Origin of the sequence: Streptococcus ovuberis, from assembly GCF_012396585.1 — a bacterium.
GTDB lineage: Bacteria > Bacillota > Bacilli > Lactobacillales > Streptococcaceae > Streptococcus > Streptococcus ovuberis.
Genome location: NZ_JAAXPR010000009.1, coordinates 1 through 16,776 on the forward strand (window position 1 = coordinate 1; position 16,776 = coordinate 16,776).

Genomic DNA, 16,776 nt, shown 5'->3' on the forward strand with positions numbered 1-16,776 from the left:
TGCCTTTTGTAGTATAATGGTTTTGCATCTCAGAGTTCCTTTTAATGTGTTTGTGGTGAACTACATTATATCTCTCTGAGATGTTTTTGCATACTCTCAACTGGCTAACTTCATTTTAGAACTTTCTTTTTGTAACTGATTTCAAAAAAATGTAACTGATTTCAAAAAAAGACTTGACCCAAAAAATGACAAGTAGTATAATATGTTTATCAAGATGCGAATCATTTTTACACAACGATGTGTCTAGTTATCAGTGAGCAACGGGGCTACAAAAAGCTATCTTTTTGTAGCCCTTTTTCTATCCAATTAAGTGATAATGGAGGTTAGAGATGAAACGGTTTATGCTGGCTGGGGTATCTAGCGGTGTGGGCAAGACGACAGTCACCTTAGGGGTGTTGAAAGCTCTCTCTAAAATGGGCTACCGTGTCCAGCCCTACAAGGTTGGTCCTGATTACATTGATACAGCCTATCACAGTCGGATTACCAAGCGTCCCTCACGTAATCTTGATAGTTTTATGATCCCTCATCAGGAGGCTTTAGCTTGGTCTTATGCGAAATGGCAAGAGGATGCTGATGTCGCTGTTGTCGAAGGGGTCATGGGATTATTTGATGGTTTGGGCACGGACAAGGATTGTGCATCTTCGGCTTTTATTGCCAAGCAGTTGGATATTCCTGTCGTGCTGGTTATTGATGGCAAGGCGACGTCGACATCTGCTGCAGCTATAGTGCACGGGTTTGCAACGTTTGACCCAGAAGTGACCATTGCTGGTGTGATCGTCAATCGTGTCGCTTCTGAGCAGCACTATGAATTGATTAAGGGGGCTATTGAGCGCTATACCTCTGTTGAGGTGCTCGGCTATTTTCCTAAGAATATCGCTGTGGAGCTGCCTTCACGGCACTTGGGTTTAATTCCTGACGTTGAGCTGGCTGGTTTGGATCAGAGTTTTGAGCAGTTGGGCGAGATGGCTTTGGCGCATGTGCGGCTGGAGCGTTTGTTGGAGAAGGTGGAGGCCCCACGTCTCTTGCAGGATAGCCCCTTTGAGGTGAAGAATGATACCCCCTTGCGCTTGGGTTATGCGCTAGATGAGGCTTTTCATTTTTATTATGAAGATAATCTGGATTTGTTGCGAGAAGCAGGGGTGACCTTGGTGCCTTTTAGTCCTCTGGCAGACCAGCAACTACCAGATGCAGATGCCTACTATTTTGGCGGAGGGTTTCCAGAGATGTATGCGGAGGCTTTGATGGCTAATCAGGCTTTTCGTCAGTCAGTTTTAGAAGCCCACGAGGCAGGCAAGCCTATTTATGCTGAATGTGGTGGGTTGATGTATCTTGGAGAGGCTCTGGAGACTGCTGATGGGGTCTATGAGATGGTTGGGATTTTTGAAGGGAAAAGTGTGATGACGCCACGTTTGAAACGGTTTGGTTACTGTGAGGCCAAGACGCAGGTGCCGAGCTTGTTTGGTCCCAGTGGAACAAGGGTCAGAGGGCATGAGTTTCACCATTCTGTCTTTGAGACTTCAGAACCAACAGTATTGGACCTGCATAAGGAGCGAGATGGGCAAGTCGTTTCACAGTGGGCAGGGGGCTATCAAAAGGGACGTACTTTTGCGAGCTATCTACATGTTCACCTCTACCAGAACCAAGACCTCTTGTCCAATTGGTTAGACTATATTCGTGAGGCGACTTGATATGGTGGTGTTAGCAGTGATTTTAGCGGTCTTGCTGGATTGGATCTTAGGTGATCCATACCACTGGCCGCATCCTGTCAAATGGATGGGGAATTACATCTCTTTTTGTCTTCGCTATCGGGCCAAGCGCCCCGTAACAGCCTATCTGTTCGGAGGATTGCTGTGGGTAACGACGGTTGGTTTGACAGTTGGTGTGGTTACTGCTGGGCTTTATTTGGCCCAACAGGTTCACGTTGTGCTCTACTGGGTGGTCTGGATTTACTTGGCCTATGCTAGTTTGGCGGGGCGTAGCTTGGCTGTTGAGGCTGTCAAGGTCTATCGAACGCTCCAAGAGGGGAGTCTCGAAGATGCTCGTTACCAGGTTAGTATGATTGTGGGAAGGGATACAACTTCTTTAAATCGAGAAGAGATTGCCAAAGCCACGATTGAAACGGTGGCTGAGAACACCAGTGATGGGGTCATTGGTCCCTTACTTTGTCTCTTTCTGGGTGGACCCGTTCTAGCCATGGGTTACAAGGCCGTCAATACCCTGGATTCTATGGTGGGTTATCGAACGGAAAAGTACCGCTATATTGGCTTTGTTTCAGCCAAGATGGACGATTTGGCGAACCTGCTCCCGGCTCGCTTGACCTGGGGCTGCCTTGTCTTGGCTAGTCACATGTTGCAGCTGGATGGGCGGTCAGCCCTGCGTATTGGCTGGCGGGACCGTTACCAGCATGCCAGTCCCAATAGTGCTTTTTCAGAAGCTGTGGTTGCAGGAGCTTTAGGCATCCGGCTTGGAGGGGCTCATGTCTACCATGGGGAGTTGATTGACAAACCTACGATTGGCGATCGGTTGCGGGCGGTTGTGCCCCAAGATATTTTGACCACAGTGTCCTTGCTCTACATGAGTACGACAGTTGCCCTGCTACTTGGTCTTTTGAGTTATATCAGTTTAAACATGATAGGAGTTATCTGATGTCATATATTCAAAATCCATCCTCTATTGAGGAAAAAAGTTTTCAAATTATCCAGTCTGTGATTGACGAGGAACATGCTGGTTATGTCTTTCAAACAGAGATGGAAGAGTCCATCATCAAACGTGCTATTCATACGTCAGGAGACTTTGATTACCTCTACACCATGCGATTTACCCATGAGGTGAATGACCGTATTTTAGAGGTTTTGTCGCAAAAAGGAACCTTGATTGTTGACTCTTCCATTTCCTTAAACGGCATTAACAAGCGTGTGCTGGATCAGATGGGGGTTCGCTATGAGTGCTTCATCAACCATGAAGAGGTGGTTCAGTTGGCGAAGGATAAGCAAATTACCCGAGCGATGGCTGCGGTTGAGTATGCCGCACGTTTGGAAGGTCCTAAGGTCTTTGCCTTTGGCGGTGCGCCGACAGCCCTGTCCTACCTGTTAGAATTGATTGAGGCAGGGCAAGCCACTGCTGATGCCATTATTGGTGTACCTGTTGGCTTTATCAATGTTGAAGAGTCTAAGGAAGCCTTGCTTGACTCACCTGTCCCTGCTATTGCTACCCTTGGTCGTAAGGGAGGGAGCACCATTGTTGTGGCGATTGTCAATGCTATTATCTACCAAATGAAAACCGTCGTAACGGATGATTATGTGCGTTATTCGACACCGACAGCGACAGAAGGAGGAAAAGGGTAATGTCTTATCTCAAGCAAGCACATCAGATTGAGGCAGCCAGTTTTGCTAAAATTCAAGAGATTATCGATCAGGAGCACCCGGATATCCGTTTTTCAGACCCTTTTGAAGAAGCAGTGCTCAAGCGGGTGGTGTTTACCAGTGCGGATTTTGATTACCTCTACAATATTAAATTTTCCAATGACGCTATCGCCCATATCATTCATGTTTTAACTCATCAGGGAACGATTTTTACAGATACAACCATGGTCTTGGGGGGCTTTAATAAAACCTTGCTGGATCAGCGTGGGGTCAAGTACCGTTGCTTGGTCAATGAGCCTGAAGTGTTCAAGGAAGCCAAAGAAAAAGGGATCACCCGTTCCATGGCGGCGGTTGAGTATGCTGCTAAGGTTGAGGGACCAAAGCTCTTTGTCTTTGGTAATGCACCGACATCAATTTTTAAGGTATTGGATATGGTTGAGGCTGGTCAGCTAAAACCTGATGCTGTGATTGGTGTTCCAGTTGGATTTGTGGGGGCAGCAGAGTCTAAATTGCAACTGCATGAGAGTGAGATCCCAGCGATTTCAGCTCTAGGACGTAAAGGCGGCAGTACCATTGCGGCGGCAATTGTCAATGCCATCCTATATCAGCTGAAGGACGAGACCCAAGATTACCAACGCTACAGTGTACCAACGTCAGCTGACTAAGCATTAAGAAAGGTGTGGTGAGATGGAAGAATACGTCTATGTCAATGGCAAAAAACTTCGGCGGGGCTACACAACAGGGACCTGTGCGACAGCAGCTAGCGTTGCTGCGGTCAGTATGATTTTGAACCAGGAGCTGGAGGAGAGAATTACTGTCCGGACAGCTTCAGGCGTGACAGTTACCATGACGGTTCACGCCCCTTCTTTCGATGGTCTGACAGCGACGGCTGCGATTCAAAAAGATGGTGGTGATGATGCGGATGCGACGCATGGGATTTTAATCTATGCCACAGTAACCCTTTTGCCTGATCAAACAGAGATTGAGATTGATGGGGGTCAAGGAGTTGGCCGAGTGACCCAGAAAGGGCTGGCCAACCCAGTCGGTATGGCAGCTATTAACCCGACTCCGAGAAAGATGATTGCCCAATCGGTTCGAGAACTAATCGGTCCAGAATGTGGGGCAAAAGTGTTGATTTTTGTGCCAGAAGGGGAAGAAATCGCCAAGCTGACCTACAACTCTCGGCTAGGTATTCTGGGGGGGATTTCCATTTTGGGCACGACCGGCATCGTTAATCCCATGTCAGAAGATGCTTGGAAGGCAGCCATTACCGTTGAGTTGAGCATGCTGCGAAACAATGGGCACAGCTCGGTCATTCTGGCACCTGGTAACTACGGTGAGGCCTTTGCCACCGAACAGCTGGGGATTCCTAAAGCGCATATCGTGAACATGAGTAACTTTGTCGGTCATGTGCTCAAAGAAGTTCAGCGACTAGGCTTTACTAAGGTCTTGATGGTCGGGCATATGGGAAAATTGGTCAAGGTAGCTGCAGGCACCATGTCCACCCATAGCAAGGATTCGGATGGACGCATCGAAACCCTAGTGGCCAATCTAGCCCTCATGGGAGCGCCGCTAGACATGCTTCAGCAAGTGGATGCTTGTATCACGACCGAGGCAGCAGCGGTCATTATCAAGGATTACGGCTATGAAGGGGTTTATCAGGTTCTGGCGGATAAAATCAAGATGAAGACAGAACGCTTGCTCAAATTTAAAAAACCAGCGGTCACCATTGAGGTGGTTCTGTTCGGTTCGGAGGATGGCTATCTCGCCTCTACGAAACCGCTGGAGGAGATTAAGGAGGAATGGACATGATTCATGTGGTCGGCATTGGTCCTGGAGATGCTCGTTTTTGCTTGGTGGGCCAAGAGGCCATTTGTGCGCAGGCAGACGTCGTCTTAGGCAGCGAGCGACATTTGGAGGTTTTACCAGCTGCCTATCGAGACAAGGGGAAGGTTGCCCCGAAAAAATTAGCAGAGCTGGATCAACTCTTGCGTTGCTATCCAGAAGAGACTCAGATTGTTTATCTGGTGTCAGGAGACCCCTTGATCTACGGTCTAGGTAAGTGGTTGTCTGAAAAATTCCCAGGTCGGGTAGCGATTCAACCAGGCATTAGTGCCATGCAATACCTGGCTAGCAAGGTCTGTCTACCAATGAATGACGCTTATTTGACTAGCAGCCATGCCAAGGTGCCTAATTTTGATTTGATCATGAGCCTCCCTAAGGTCTTTATGGTGACGGATCAGCAGGTTGGTCCCTACCAGATTGCCCAAGAGGCTGTCAAGCGAGGGTGTCGTAAGACGATTATTATTGGGGAACAATTAAGTTATGATGATGAAAGGATTAGCATTCTGTCGGCACAAGAGGTTGAAGATCGTGCCTATGAGATGAATGTGGTGGTGGTGCTCGATGAGGGATAGTGATTTTATTCGGACTAAGGTTCCAATGACCAAGGAGGAGGTTAGGGCTATCAGTTTAGATAAACTGGCCTTACACCGTGCCAAGCGCCTTCTGGACGTTGGGTCAGGGACAGGCAGCGTGACCGTTCAGGCAGCCTATACCTATCCAGAGTTGGAGGTTGTTGCGGTAGAGCAGAACCCTGATGCGGTAGCCTTGACCAAGGAGAATATAGCTCATTTTGGTTGCCAAAACATTACTCTCCATGAGGGCAAGGCACCGATTGCCCTTGATGGTCAGTTTGATGCCATCTTTGTTGGTGGTACTGGCGGTAACATGCAGGAAATTTTTGACTGGTGTGAGGAACTCTTGGTGCCTGGTGGGCGTCTGGTGCTCAACTTTATCCTCTTGGAAAATGCCTTGGAAGCAGTTACTATTGCTGAACAGATGGCTTGGGATGAGCTAGAGATGGTGTCGTTACAGGCTAGCCGTTGGACAGGGCTGGGTAAGGGGCATTACTTTAAGCCTCAGAACTCAACAATTATTGTGTCTTGTCAAAAAGCACAAGAAGCTTAGAAAGGAGCGTTTATGTCAATTGTTCATTTTGTCGGAGCAGGACCTGGTGATGTGGATTTAATTACCCTTAAAGGCTATAAGCAGCTGTCAAAGGCTGATGTGGTTATCTATGCAGGCTCTCTGGTCAATCCTGCCCTTCTAGATTATTGTAAAGAGGGAGCTGAAATCCATGATAGTGCCAGCATGCACTTAATGGAAATCATTGATGTGATGGAGGCAGGGGTCAAGGCTGGTAAGGAAGTCGTGCGCTTACAGACTGGAGATTTTTCGATTTATGGCTCCATTCGAGAACAGACCGAGGAGATGAAAAAGCGCGGTATTCCTTTTGATTGCACCCCAGGTGTCAGTTCGTTTCTGGGTGCGGCGTCAAGTATTGGGACGGAGTACACGGTACCAGAAGTTTCTCAGAGCGTCATTATCACGCGAATGGCTGGTCGGACACCTGTGCCTGATCGGGAATCCTTAAGAAGCTATGCCCAACACCGTACTTCCATGGCGATCTTCTTATCCATTCACGGGATTGATAAGGTTGTTGAGGAACTGGTGGCGGGAGGCTACCCTGAGACGACGCCGGCTGCTGTGATTTACAAGGCTACCTGGCCAGAGGAACGAAAGGTTTTTGGCACCTTGCAAGATATTGCTCAGAAAGTTAAGGAAGCAGGAATCAGTAAAACGGCTTTAATTTTGGTGGGTGACTTTCTGGGGCAGGAGTTTTATTACTCCAAACTCTATCACAAGGAATTTGAACATGAGTTCCGCCACGGGAAAAGTAGCCATGCTAAATAAAGTTGCCATTGTCGCTCTCACACCGACAGGTAAGGCCACTGCCTTAACCCTGCAAAAGGGTTTGGGAACGGGTCTGGTGTATACCCTGCCGAAATTGGCGGATGACGAGACGCTGGCCTTACAGGGGAGTCCTGTTCAGGCTATTGCTAAGCTCTTTAAGGAGGTTGATGTTCTCATTTGTATCATGGCGACAGGGATTGTCGTGCGTGCTATTGCACCTGTGGTGTTGGATAAGGCAGCAGACCCCGCGGTCATTGTCATGGATGAGAAAGCGACGAATGTGATCAGTCTATTGAGCGGTCATTTGGGCGGCGCTAATGAGCAAACCTTAGCGATTGCTCGTTTGATGGGGGCAAATCCTGTTATCACGACAGCTACTGATGTTCAAAATGTGGTGGCTTTGGATACCTTGGCCAAGTCGGTCAACGGCTGGCGAGATGACCTCCGCCCTCTGGTCAAGCCCTTTAACAGCTACCTCGGCAATCAGCAGCAGGTCTATTTCTATCAAGAAAAGGCTTGGGTGACAGACACACGAGGTTTGACGGTTATCACCGCTGAAGCGCTAGAGGATATTTTAGAGGGAACGGCTCCACTCATTATCCTAACGACCCGTCCCACTTCAGAAGTCAGGGAAAATGTGGCGGTCATCTACCCCAAACCTTATCTTCTAGGTGTTGGTGCACGTAAGGCAGTATTGCCTGAGGTTTTTCAAGAAGGGTTTGAGCTCTTTTGCCAGCAAGAAGGGATTTCTCCTCAGGAAATTGCTAAGATTGTCAGTATTGATGTCAAAAAAGAAGAAGAAGCCATTCTGTCTCTGGCGTCAAGCCTCGGCTGTCCCTTTGAGACTTTTACTAGGGAGGAGCTTCTTTTGGTTGCTGACAAGTACCCGCAGTCAGCCTTTGTCAAGCAGACGGTTGGGGTTGGCAGTGTCGCTCTTGCCAGTGCAGATCTTGCGAGCAGTGGTCAGGTGTTGACGGATCGTTTCGCCAAGGATGGCTGTACCTATGCTCTGGCCAAGGCTACTGTCAGTGAGTTGGGGAGTAAGTGACTGGAGAGGTAGTGACATGCCTATCCAAACGCGTTTCCATAAGTCGGTCAAATAATCTGCTTGTATTATTACGTTTTTATCAGAGAATCAGGAGCTTGAGTCTTTTTTAAGAGAGCGCCATCAGATTTGGTTCGTTTGAGCTTAGAGTAATCATCAGATTAAATCATGGCTCTCGTGATAGATTGCTATAATAACAAGTTTTAGAAATAAAGGAGAATAAGATGTTATACGTTATTGGCTTAGGCCCCGGTAAAGAAGAATTGATGTCGCGCGAAGCACTTGAGGCGCTTGAGGATTGTGAGATTGTTGTTGGCTATTCCACCTATATGCGTTTGATTCGTCATTTGGTCAAGGGCAAGGAGCATGTCACCACAGGTATGCGCCATGAAATTGAGCGCTGTCAAAAGGCTATTGACTTGGCACTTGAGACAGGGAAAAATGTCGGTGTGGTCTCTAGTGGTGACGCTGGGGTTTATGGTATGGCTGGTTTGATTTTGGAACTTTTAGGGGATAACAGTGAGTTAGATGTTAAGGTGGTTCCAGGGATTACCGCTAGCCTTGGGGCTGCAGCTGTCATGGGAGCTCCTTTGATGAATGACTTTTGTCACATTAGCTTGAGTGACTTGATGACCCCTATGTCTGTGATTGAAAAACGCCTGCATGCAGCTGCTAAAGGTGACTTTGTCATCTGCCTTTACAATCCGAGAAGTAAAGGGCGTCCAGATCATTTGGCCAAAGCTTTGTCCATCATTTCAGAATACAAGTCAGAAGACACGATCGTTGGTATTGGTAAAGACATCGGTCGCAAGGATGAGACTTATATTTTAACTACCATCAAAGATTTAGATGAGTCCTTGGTCGATATGACGACTATTATCATTGTTGGTAACAAGGAAACCTATGTCAAAAACGGTCGTATGATTACACCGAGAGGCTACACCCTATGATGAAGCTATTGTTGGGAGGAACGTCAGACAGTACAGATATTCTAGCCTTGCTCAATGAGCTGGAACTGGCTGTTACCACCTCTGTCGTCACCGATTATGGCAAGCATTTGGCTTCCAAATTTGGCCAGCCAGTGATTCAAGGGCGGTTGACTGCTGAGGACATGGTAGCCTTCATTCAAGCCAACGGTGTTGATGAAATTATCGATGCCACCCACCCTTTTGCGGATATTGTGTCCAAGGAGGCGATTAGAGCGGCAGAGTTAGCTGGGGTGTCCTATGTGCGGTTTGAACGTCAGGCAACTCTTGACTTGAGCGGGGCTATTGTCGTTCATTCTACCGAAGAGGCCATTCAGGTTATGAGGCAAAAGGGTTACAAGACGGTTTATCTAGGGACAGGCAGCAAGACCCTGCCGCTCTTTGTTGAAGGCTTGCCTGATAGCCGTATCGTGGTGAGGGTCTTGCCAACCTCGGAAGTGTTGCTAGCGTGTGAGCAATTGGGGTTGGTAGCTGATCAGATTGATGCCATCAAGGCTCCCTTTTCCAAAGAATGCAACAAGGAGTTGATCCTGCGCTCCAAGGCGGAGGTCTTTGTGTCCAAGGAGAGCGGTAGCGTTGGTGGTATTCGTGAAAAAATTGATGGTTGCCTGGAGCTGGGAATTGATTGTATCATCATTGCCCGTCCCCTGGTTGACTACCCGCAGAGTGTATCAACGGTAGAAGAATTGCGTGCCTATTTGGCTTAGAAAAGAAGGGAATAAGACATGACAGGTTTAGTCACTTTATTAGGAGCTGGTCCTGGTGACCAGGAGTTGATTACTGTGAAGGGCGCTCGTCGTCTAAAAGAGGCAGATGTTCTGGTCTATGATCGGTTGATTAACCAGGACCTGTTTAAGTATCTGAAGCCTGATTGCGAGACCATTGACGTTGGGAAGCAATCTGGGATGCCGTGTGTGCGCCAGGATGAGATCGAGGCGATTTTGATTGAGAAGGCCAGAGAAGGCAAAGCTGTCGTGCGGTTGAAGAGTGGGGATCCCTACATCTTTGGTCGTGGTGGTGAAGAAGCTTTGAGTCTTGTTGAGGCTGGTATTGATTTTGAGGTTGTTCCTGGGGTGAGCTCGGCTGTGGCTGGCTTAACCTATGCGGGGATTCCGATGACCTTCCGTGATGTGGCGACGAGTTTTCATGTTTTTACAGGGCACCTCAAGGATGAGACCGAACAGTTAAACTGGGAAGCCATTGCTCAACTCAAGGGCACCTTGGTCTTTTTGATGGGCATGAAAAACTTAGCAACCATCACTTCAGAGTTGTCTAGCCGTGGCTTTGCATCTGAGACGCCTGTGGCTGTGATCGAATGGGCGACCCATCCTCAGCAGCGTTCAATTGATGGGACACTGTCGACCATCACAGAGCTTGTGGCTGAGCATGGCTTGACAGCACCGAGCATCATTGTGATTGGCGATGTGGTTTCCTTCCGCCAGCAGTTAAACTTTCATGAGCACCTGCCTTTATCTGGTCGCCAGATTTTAATCCAAGCGTCTCCGACAGGCAAACTGCCTCGTCTCCTCAAGGATGATGGGGCAAACCTAGTGACCTTCCCAGGTCGAAACAAGGTGAATCCTTTCCCTTTTAAGCTTCCTGATGTAACAACTCTTGATGGCCTTTTGGTGGCGGATTGGCAGAGCTGGCTTCTCTTTTTAGAGGCTCTTAAAGCGACAGGACAAGACTTACGAGCTTTAGGGCATGTGAAGGTCGTTGCGGTAGGCCAACACACTTCTAAGGCGATGGGAGAGTCAGGTTTAATTCTTTATGCCAAGGGAGCTCACATTCACGGTGAGGACTTGGTTGAAACGTTGGCCAACGAAACCGGTAACTGGTACATTTTAGCACCTGACTATAAGCAGAAGGCCGTCCGTCGTTTTTATGAGTTACCTGTCCTTGTGACCCACACTGTCGATTTTGATGATGACTTGCCTGATTTATCGGAAGTGGAGCTAGAGGCGATTTGCTTGCCAAATTCTCTAGCGGCAACCAATTTTGTTGCCATGGCAGAGGAGCTAGAGGTTAAGCTTAACCATCTGCCGATTATTGTTATGGGTGAGACCACTAGGGCCGTTATTGAGCAAGCAGGCTATACAGAGATTATTGAGACAGACAAGCCGACCATTGCGGCCATTCGTGACAAGTGCCGCCAGCTGTTGACAGAGGAATAAGCGGATGACAAAAGCCATTTTAGTAGTGAGTTTTGGGACGACTTATCCTGAAACTCGGCAAAAAACGATTGAAGCCTGCGAGCAAGTTATTCAAGCACACTACCCAGATTATGCGGTTTATAGAGCCTTTACCTCAGGTGTGGTGATTCGTCGGATCAAGGCCAATGAAGGGCTGGATATTCCTAATGTTATGCAGGCTTTGGAGCAAATGACCTCAGAAGGTATTAGAGAAGTCTATATTCAGCCCTTGCACATCATTATCGGCGGAGAATACGACAAAATTCTCAAGCAATCAGAGGCGTTTGTCTCCAGCTTTGATGTACTCAAGGTCGGGAAGCCACTCTTGTATAGCCAAGAGGATTACAAGAGGGTCAAGGACCTTCTCCTCAACCGCTATGGACGTTTTGGCCAAAAAGCTGCGAGTGTCTTAATGGGACATGGCAGCCAGCACTATGCTTTTGTAGCTTATGCGGCTTTGGATCACATGTTGCAGGGGACAGCTGTTCGGATGGGGTGTGTGGAGAGCTATCCTTCTGTTGAATTGATTGAAGAGCAACTGCGTCAGACTGGGGTGACGGATATTCATTTGGCCCCCTTTATGTTAGTAGCTGGTGACCATGCAACCAATGACTTGCTGTCGGATGAGGACGATTCTTGGAAAACCTACTTTGAACGTCGTGGCTACACTGTCATTCCCCATCTGGTTGGCTTGGGAGAATACCCTGAAGTACAGGCGCTCTATCTGGAACATCTAAATGATATAATTGGTTAGGAGGAGATTATGGCGACATTTTACGGCATTGGCATCGGACCAGGTGACAGTGAGTTGGTCACTGTCAAAGCCAGTCGGATGCTCAAGCAACTTGATATTCTTTACACACCAGAAGCTAAGAAAAACGACAAGAGCTTGGCCCTTAGTATTGCAGAGCCCTACCTCAGTGAGCATTTGCAAATCAAGCAACGGCATTTTCCCATGGTGCGTGATCGCTCCTTGAAAGAAGGGCAATGGCAATCGATTGCAGAGGAAATTATCGCTGATGTCCAAGCGGGAAGCAATGTTGGCTTTATCACTTTGGGTGATCCGATGGTGTTTAGTACTTATGCTTATTTGTTAGAGATTATCGGGGATCGTATTGAGACCAAAACCATTCCAGGCATTACCTCTTACAATAGTATAGCGTCTGAGGTTGGTGTGCCTCTGGTCATGGATGAAGAATCCTTTGCAGTGGTGCCTGCTACCGCAGGCTTGGAACGTCTGGAGGCTGCCTTGTCCTTGCATGAGACAGTTGTTATCATGAAGGTGGCCAATTACCTGCCAACTATTTTGCCTCTATTAGACAAGCACGGGCTTTTGGACACGACGATTTTGGTTAGTCATGCTAGCACAGATAGGCAAGACGTTCGCCGTGGGGTGAGGGATCTTTCCTTCGATGAGAAACTGTCTTATTTTACAACACTGATTGTTAAGCGACCTTAAGGAGGTTGGTATGAAACATAAATTATCTCTTATCTTTTTATTGTTACTATTAGTTATTATGAGTGGTCCATCAGTATCAGCCATGCACATTATGGAAGGGTATTTGCCACTTGCTCACTGTCTCTTATGGTTCGCCTTATTCTTACCGTTTTTCATCTATGGGGTGATTAAGATTCGTCGGGTGATGGTTGAACAGCCCACTCAGAAGGTTTGGTTGGCCTTGTCGGGTGCATTTGTCTTTATTTTATCAGCCTTGAAAATCCCATCTGTCACAGGCTCAACCTCTCATCCTACCGGTGTTGGTTTTGGGACAGCCATGTTTGGTCCTAGTGTCATGGTGGTTTTGGGGACCATTTGCTTACTCTTTCAGGCCTTGTTTTTGGCTCACGGAGGATTGACGACTCTAGGAGCTAATGGCTTTTCAATGGCAGTTGTAGGGCCTTTTGTTGGTTATGGCATCTACCGTATTGCTCGCCGTTTTGGGGTTAATAAAAAGGTGGCCATCTTCTTATGTGCTTCCTTGGCTGATTTGGCCACTTATTTGACCACTTCCCTGCAACTGGCGATTGCTTTTCCAGATGGTCAAGCAGGGGTTTTGGGGGCTGCAATGAAATTCATGGGGGTCTTCATGGCTACTCAGGTGCCAATTGCCATTATTGAAGGTCTCTTGTCAGTGGTGCTCTATAACTTGGTGAGCAACTATTCTAAAGAAGTGGAGGTCTTTTCCGCATGAAAAAACAGAACTTATTCTTGCTCCTTACTTGTGTCTTGATTGCATTGGCGGCCTTTTGGTTAGCCCCTGAACAAGCTGAATTTGGTGGTTCAGATGGTGGTGCTGAAGCAGCTATTACCGAAGTTCGTCCAGACTATGAACCGTGGTTCTCCTCTCTTTATGAGCCAGCTAGTGGTGAGATTGAGAGTCTGCTCTTCACCCTGCAAGGCAGTATCGGTGTGGGGATTATTACCTACATTATTGGTTATCATAAAGGAAAGAAAACGCATGCTCATCTTTGATTATTATGCCTACCGCAACCGTTGGGTAGGTGTCAATCCAAAGATTAAAGTGTCGCTCTATGTGCTGTCGCTAGGGATTTCATTTTCTGGAATCCTTAGCTGGCAGCTGGGGCTGCTCAGTGTCTTGGTGCCGTTGACGCTCTATGTGGGACGTATCCATTGGCGGAGTTATGCCAAGTGGGTCGCAGTGTCTGTTCCCTTTGTTTTTATCAGTTTAGTAACCATTTTATTCAGTATCAGTAGGACGCTACCAGCTGAGACCTTGTGGTCATGGCGGTTGGGAAGTTATGTCTTGAACATTGAGCCAGCGGCCTATCAGCAGACTTTAGCCCTATTGGTTCGGGTCTATGTGAGTTTGGCAGCGACCTTCTTTTTGACCGTGACAACACCTTTTCCACAATTGATTAGCCTCTGTCGTAAGGCGCGTGTTCCTAAAGAGCTGATTGAATTGGTAGTCTTGATGTACCGCTTTATTTTTATGTTTTTACATGAGTTTCTGGTCATGCGAGACACTTTGGATTTGAAGTTTGGTTTTGGTGGTGTCAAGCAGAGTTACCAGACCTTGGGCTTGTTGTCCAGTCAATTGTTTACTAGATTGATACAAGCAAATCAGCATGTGGTTGAGATGCTAGAGATACGGTTTGATCAGTAGGGGATGAGAATGTTAGCAGTAGAACAAGTGACCTATTCTTATGACCCTTCTTTCGGGCATGCCCTCAATGAGGTGAGTATGACCTTTGATAAAGGAGGGATTATTGGTATTTTAGGGGCCAATGGGTCTGGTAAGTCGACCCTGATGAGGGTCATTATGGGGCTTTACCGTCCCCAGAGTGGCCGAGTGCTCTATGAGGGCGCTGGACTGAGTTACCGAAAAAAAGACCTTTATGCTTACCGTCAGGATGTCTGTATTGTGTTTCAGGATCCAGAGCAACAGCTCTTTTATGCGCTGGTTGAGGATGATGTAGGCTTGGCGTTGAAAAATCTAGGCTACCCAGCGGAAGTCATTGAGCAGCGTGTGGCAGAGGCCTTAGATGCCATGCATATTCAGCATTTGGCTAAGCGACCGATTCAGTACCTGAGTTTTGGTCAGAAAAAGAAGGTTGCGATTGCAGGTGCTGTCGCTCTCAAGCCCAGCTACCTCTTGCTCGATGAGCCGACGGCTGGGCTGGATCCTAAGGGGCGTTCGCATATGATTCGATTGATGAAAAAGCTGGTTCAGCAGGGGACAACCATTATTTTGACCAGTCATGACATGGATTTGATGTATGACTGTTGTGACTACACTTATGTGCTTCATCAAGGGCAGCTGATCCTTGAGGGTGAAAAAGACACGGTCTTTTTACACAGGGACTTGTTAGAGAAAGCGCGCTTAGGCGTGCCGTGGTTGGTGCGTCTCCATCAGGAGCTCGGTCTGCCACTCTGCTCTAGTGAAGATGAATTTTTTGAAAGGATGGGAAGTGGCAATGGCAAAATCACTCATGGTTCAAGGGACAGCTTCTGATGCAGGAAAGAGTGTGATTGTAGCAGGGCTGTGTCGGATTTTCAGACAGGATGGCTTATCGGTTGTACCGTTTAAGTCGCAAAATATGGCGCTTAATTCATTTATCACCAAAAAGGGGGATGAAATGGGACGGGCTCAGGTCTTTCAAGCGGAAGCTGCCAAGGTCGAGCCAGATGTTCGCATGAACCCTGTCCTTCTCAAGCCGACATCGGATCGAAAGTCTCAGGTTGTCTTTATGGGCAAGGTTTTGGCAGATATGGATGCGGTGACCTATCACGAGTTTAAGCAGGAGCTCTTGCCTAAAATCAAGGTGGTCTATGAAGAGTTGAGCCAGGAAAATGATGTGATTGTTCTGGAAGGGGCGGGTAGTCCAGCTGAAATCAACTTGAATGATCGCGATATTGTTAACATGGGAATGGCTCGCTTGGTGGATGCTCCAGTTATTTTAGTGGCTGATATTGATAAAGGCGGGGTCTTTGCATCAATTTACGGCACCATTCAGCTGATTCCAGAAGAGGATCGCCACCGCATCAAGGGGGTCATTATCAATAAATTCCGTGGGGATGTTGCCCTCTTGCAATCAGGTATTGATATGATTGAAGCATTGACCCAGGTGCCAGTTATCGGTGTTGTGCCTTATGCTCAGCTGGATTTGGATAGTGAAGATAGTGTTGCCTTGGTGGAAAAGAGTCGCCGTTTTGATCGTAAAAAAGACTTGGATGTGGCGATTGTCTGCCTTAAGCGCATGTCTAATTTTACCGATTTCCATAGTTTGGAAATTCAACCAGACGTCTCCGTGCGCTATGTCATGCCGGGAGATGCCATTGGTCAGCCCGATCTCTTGATTTTACCAGGTAGTAAAAATACAATTGAGGATATGGCTTACCTGCGTCAGTCAGGCTTGGAAGAGGAAATCAAAGAGAGCTTGAGTCGAGGCAGTCGGATTTTTGGGATCTGTGGGGGGTATCAGCTCTTGGGGAAAAAACTATCAGATCCCTTGCATGTTGAGTCCAGCATTGATGAAATAACAGGGCTAGGCTTACTGGAAACGGAGACCATTTTCCGAGCGGTCAAACGGACAACCCAGGTTCAGGCCGACCATGCGGGTTATTGCTTAGACGGTTACGAAATCCACATGGGAGAGACCATTCTGGCTGAAGGGGTTGAGCCTTTCTCGTGCATTCGTCTGCAGAATGGTGAAGAGACAGAGCGATTTGATGGAGCGATTGGGCACGATGGCTTGGTTCAAGGCACTTACCTGCACGGGGTTTTCGATAACTTGGCCTGGACCAGAGACTTTTTGAACCAGCTACGGCAAGCCAAAGGACTTGAGCCTATTGAAGGGCAGACCCTGACCATCGACGACTTTAAGGATAAGGAATATGACAAGTTGGCAGATATTGTGAGGGCTTCTGTCGATATGGACAAGCTCTATGCCATTTTAAATCAGAGCATCTAGGA

Annotated in this window: 19 protein-coding genes; all 19 read left to right on the forward strand. The window is 47.6% G+C overall.

The window, feature by feature from the left end:
• Positions 1-329 precede the first annotated feature (329 nt).
• Positions 330-1,688, forward strand: a complete 1,359-nt coding sequence (locus HF992_RS05955) for a cobyrinic acid a,c-diamide synthase CobB (protein ID WP_168549148.1) — start codon at positions 330-332, stop codon at positions 1,686-1,688.
• Between the two features lies 1 nt (position 1,689).
• Positions 1,690-2,646, forward strand: coding sequence for an adenosylcobinamide-phosphate synthase CbiB (gene cbiB, locus HF992_RS05960; RefSeq protein ID WP_168549149.1), 957 nt, complete (start codon positions 1,690-1,692; stop codon positions 2,644-2,646).
• On the forward strand, positions 2,646-3,344 hold the full coding sequence (locus HF992_RS05965) for a cobalt-precorrin-8 methylmutase (protein ID WP_168549150.1): 699 nt from the start codon (positions 2,646-2,648) through the stop codon (positions 3,342-3,344). Before cbiB ends, HF992_RS05965 begins: the two co-directional genes overlap by 1 nt.
• Positions 3,344-4,027, forward strand: coding sequence for a cobalt-precorrin-8 methylmutase (locus HF992_RS05970; protein ID WP_168549151.1), 684 nt, complete (start codon positions 3,344-3,346; stop codon positions 4,025-4,027). The genes HF992_RS05965 and HF992_RS05970 overlap by 1 nt, the downstream gene beginning before the upstream one ends.
• A gap of 22 nt (positions 4,028-4,049) precedes the next feature.
• Positions 4,050-5,174 (forward strand): cobalt-precorrin-5B (C(1))-methyltransferase CbiD, encoded by a 1,125-nt coding sequence (gene cbiD, locus HF992_RS05975; protein ID WP_168549152.1) that lies wholly within the window; start codon positions 4,050-4,052, stop codon positions 5,172-5,174.
• Positions 5,165-5,779, forward strand: a complete 615-nt coding sequence (locus tag HF992_RS05980; RefSeq protein ID WP_168549153.1) for a cobalt-precorrin-7 (C(5))-methyltransferase — start codon at positions 5,165-5,167, stop codon at positions 5,777-5,779. The genes cbiD and HF992_RS05980 overlap by 10 nt, the downstream gene beginning before the upstream one ends.
• Positions 5,769-6,332 (forward strand): decarboxylating cobalt-precorrin-6B (C(15))-methyltransferase, encoded by a 564-nt coding sequence (locus HF992_RS05985; protein WP_168549154.1) that lies wholly within the window; start codon positions 5,769-5,771, stop codon positions 6,330-6,332. The genes HF992_RS05980 and HF992_RS05985 overlap by 11 nt, the downstream gene beginning before the upstream one ends.
• Before the next feature lie 12 nt (positions 6,333-6,344).
• Positions 6,345-7,118, forward strand: coding sequence for a cobalt-precorrin-4 methyltransferase (locus HF992_RS05990; RefSeq protein ID WP_168549155.1), 774 nt, complete (start codon positions 6,345-6,347; stop codon positions 7,116-7,118).
• Entirely contained in the window at positions 7,108-8,166 is a 1,059-nt protein-coding gene (locus HF992_RS05995; RefSeq protein WP_168549156.1) for a cobalt-precorrin 5A hydrolase, read from the forward strand. The genes HF992_RS05990 and HF992_RS05995 overlap by 11 nt, the downstream gene beginning before the upstream one ends.
• Before the next feature lie 221 nt (positions 8,167-8,387).
• Complete coding sequence (gene cobJ, locus HF992_RS06000) at positions 8,388-9,113, forward strand: precorrin-3B C(17)-methyltransferase (RefSeq protein ID WP_168549157.1); 726 nt, start codon at positions 8,388-8,390, stop codon at positions 9,111-9,113.
• The gene (cobK, locus tag HF992_RS06005; protein ID WP_168549158.1) at positions 9,110-9,856 is read left to right on the forward strand and encodes a precorrin-6A reductase; all 747 of its coding nucleotides are present in this window, start codon (positions 9,110-9,112) and stop codon (positions 9,854-9,856) included. The genes cobJ and cobK overlap by 4 nt, the downstream gene beginning before the upstream one ends.
• A gap of 18 nt (positions 9,857-9,874) precedes the next feature.
• The gene (cobA, locus tag HF992_RS06010) at positions 9,875-11,323 is read left to right on the forward strand and encodes a uroporphyrinogen-III C-methyltransferase (protein ID WP_168549159.1); all 1,449 of its coding nucleotides are present in this window, start codon (positions 9,875-9,877) and stop codon (positions 11,321-11,323) included.
• A 4-nt stretch (positions 11,324-11,327) separates the two neighbouring features.
• Positions 11,328-12,095, forward strand: coding sequence for a sirohydrochlorin cobaltochelatase (locus HF992_RS06015; protein WP_168549160.1), 768 nt, complete (start codon positions 11,328-11,330; stop codon positions 12,093-12,095).
• A gap of 9 nt (positions 12,096-12,104) precedes the next feature.
• Complete coding sequence (locus HF992_RS06020; RefSeq protein WP_168549161.1) at positions 12,105-12,800, forward strand: cobalt-factor II C(20)-methyltransferase; 696 nt, start codon at positions 12,105-12,107, stop codon at positions 12,798-12,800.
• 10 nt (positions 12,801-12,810) lie between these two features.
• Positions 12,811-13,533 carry an energy-coupling factor ABC transporter permease gene (locus tag HF992_RS06025; RefSeq protein WP_168549162.1) on the forward strand — a complete coding sequence of 241 codons (723 nt, stop codon included), beginning with the start codon at positions 12,811-12,813 and terminating at the stop codon, positions 13,531-13,533.
• Positions 13,530-13,814, forward strand: coding sequence for an energy-coupling factor ABC transporter substrate-binding protein (locus tag HF992_RS06030; protein WP_168549163.1), 285 nt, complete (start codon positions 13,530-13,532; stop codon positions 13,812-13,814). The genes HF992_RS06025 and HF992_RS06030 overlap by 4 nt, the downstream gene beginning before the upstream one ends.
• Positions 13,801-14,466, forward strand: coding sequence for a cobalt ECF transporter T component CbiQ (gene cbiQ / locus HF992_RS06035; protein WP_168549164.1), 666 nt, complete (start codon positions 13,801-13,803; stop codon positions 14,464-14,466). Before HF992_RS06030 ends, cbiQ begins: the two co-directional genes overlap by 14 nt.
• A gap of 9 nt (positions 14,467-14,475) precedes the next feature.
• Positions 14,476-15,315: an energy-coupling factor ABC transporter ATP-binding protein gene (locus tag HF992_RS06040; protein ID WP_168549165.1), complete on the forward strand. Its 840-nt coding sequence runs from the start codon at positions 14,476-14,478 to the stop codon at positions 15,313-15,315.
• The gene (locus HF992_RS06045; RefSeq protein WP_168549166.1) at positions 15,278-16,774 is read left to right on the forward strand and encodes a cobyric acid synthase; all 1,497 of its coding nucleotides are present in this window, start codon (positions 15,278-15,280) and stop codon (positions 16,772-16,774) included. The genes HF992_RS06040 and HF992_RS06045 overlap by 38 nt, the downstream gene beginning before the upstream one ends.
• Positions 16,775-16,776: the final 2 nt, after the last annotated feature.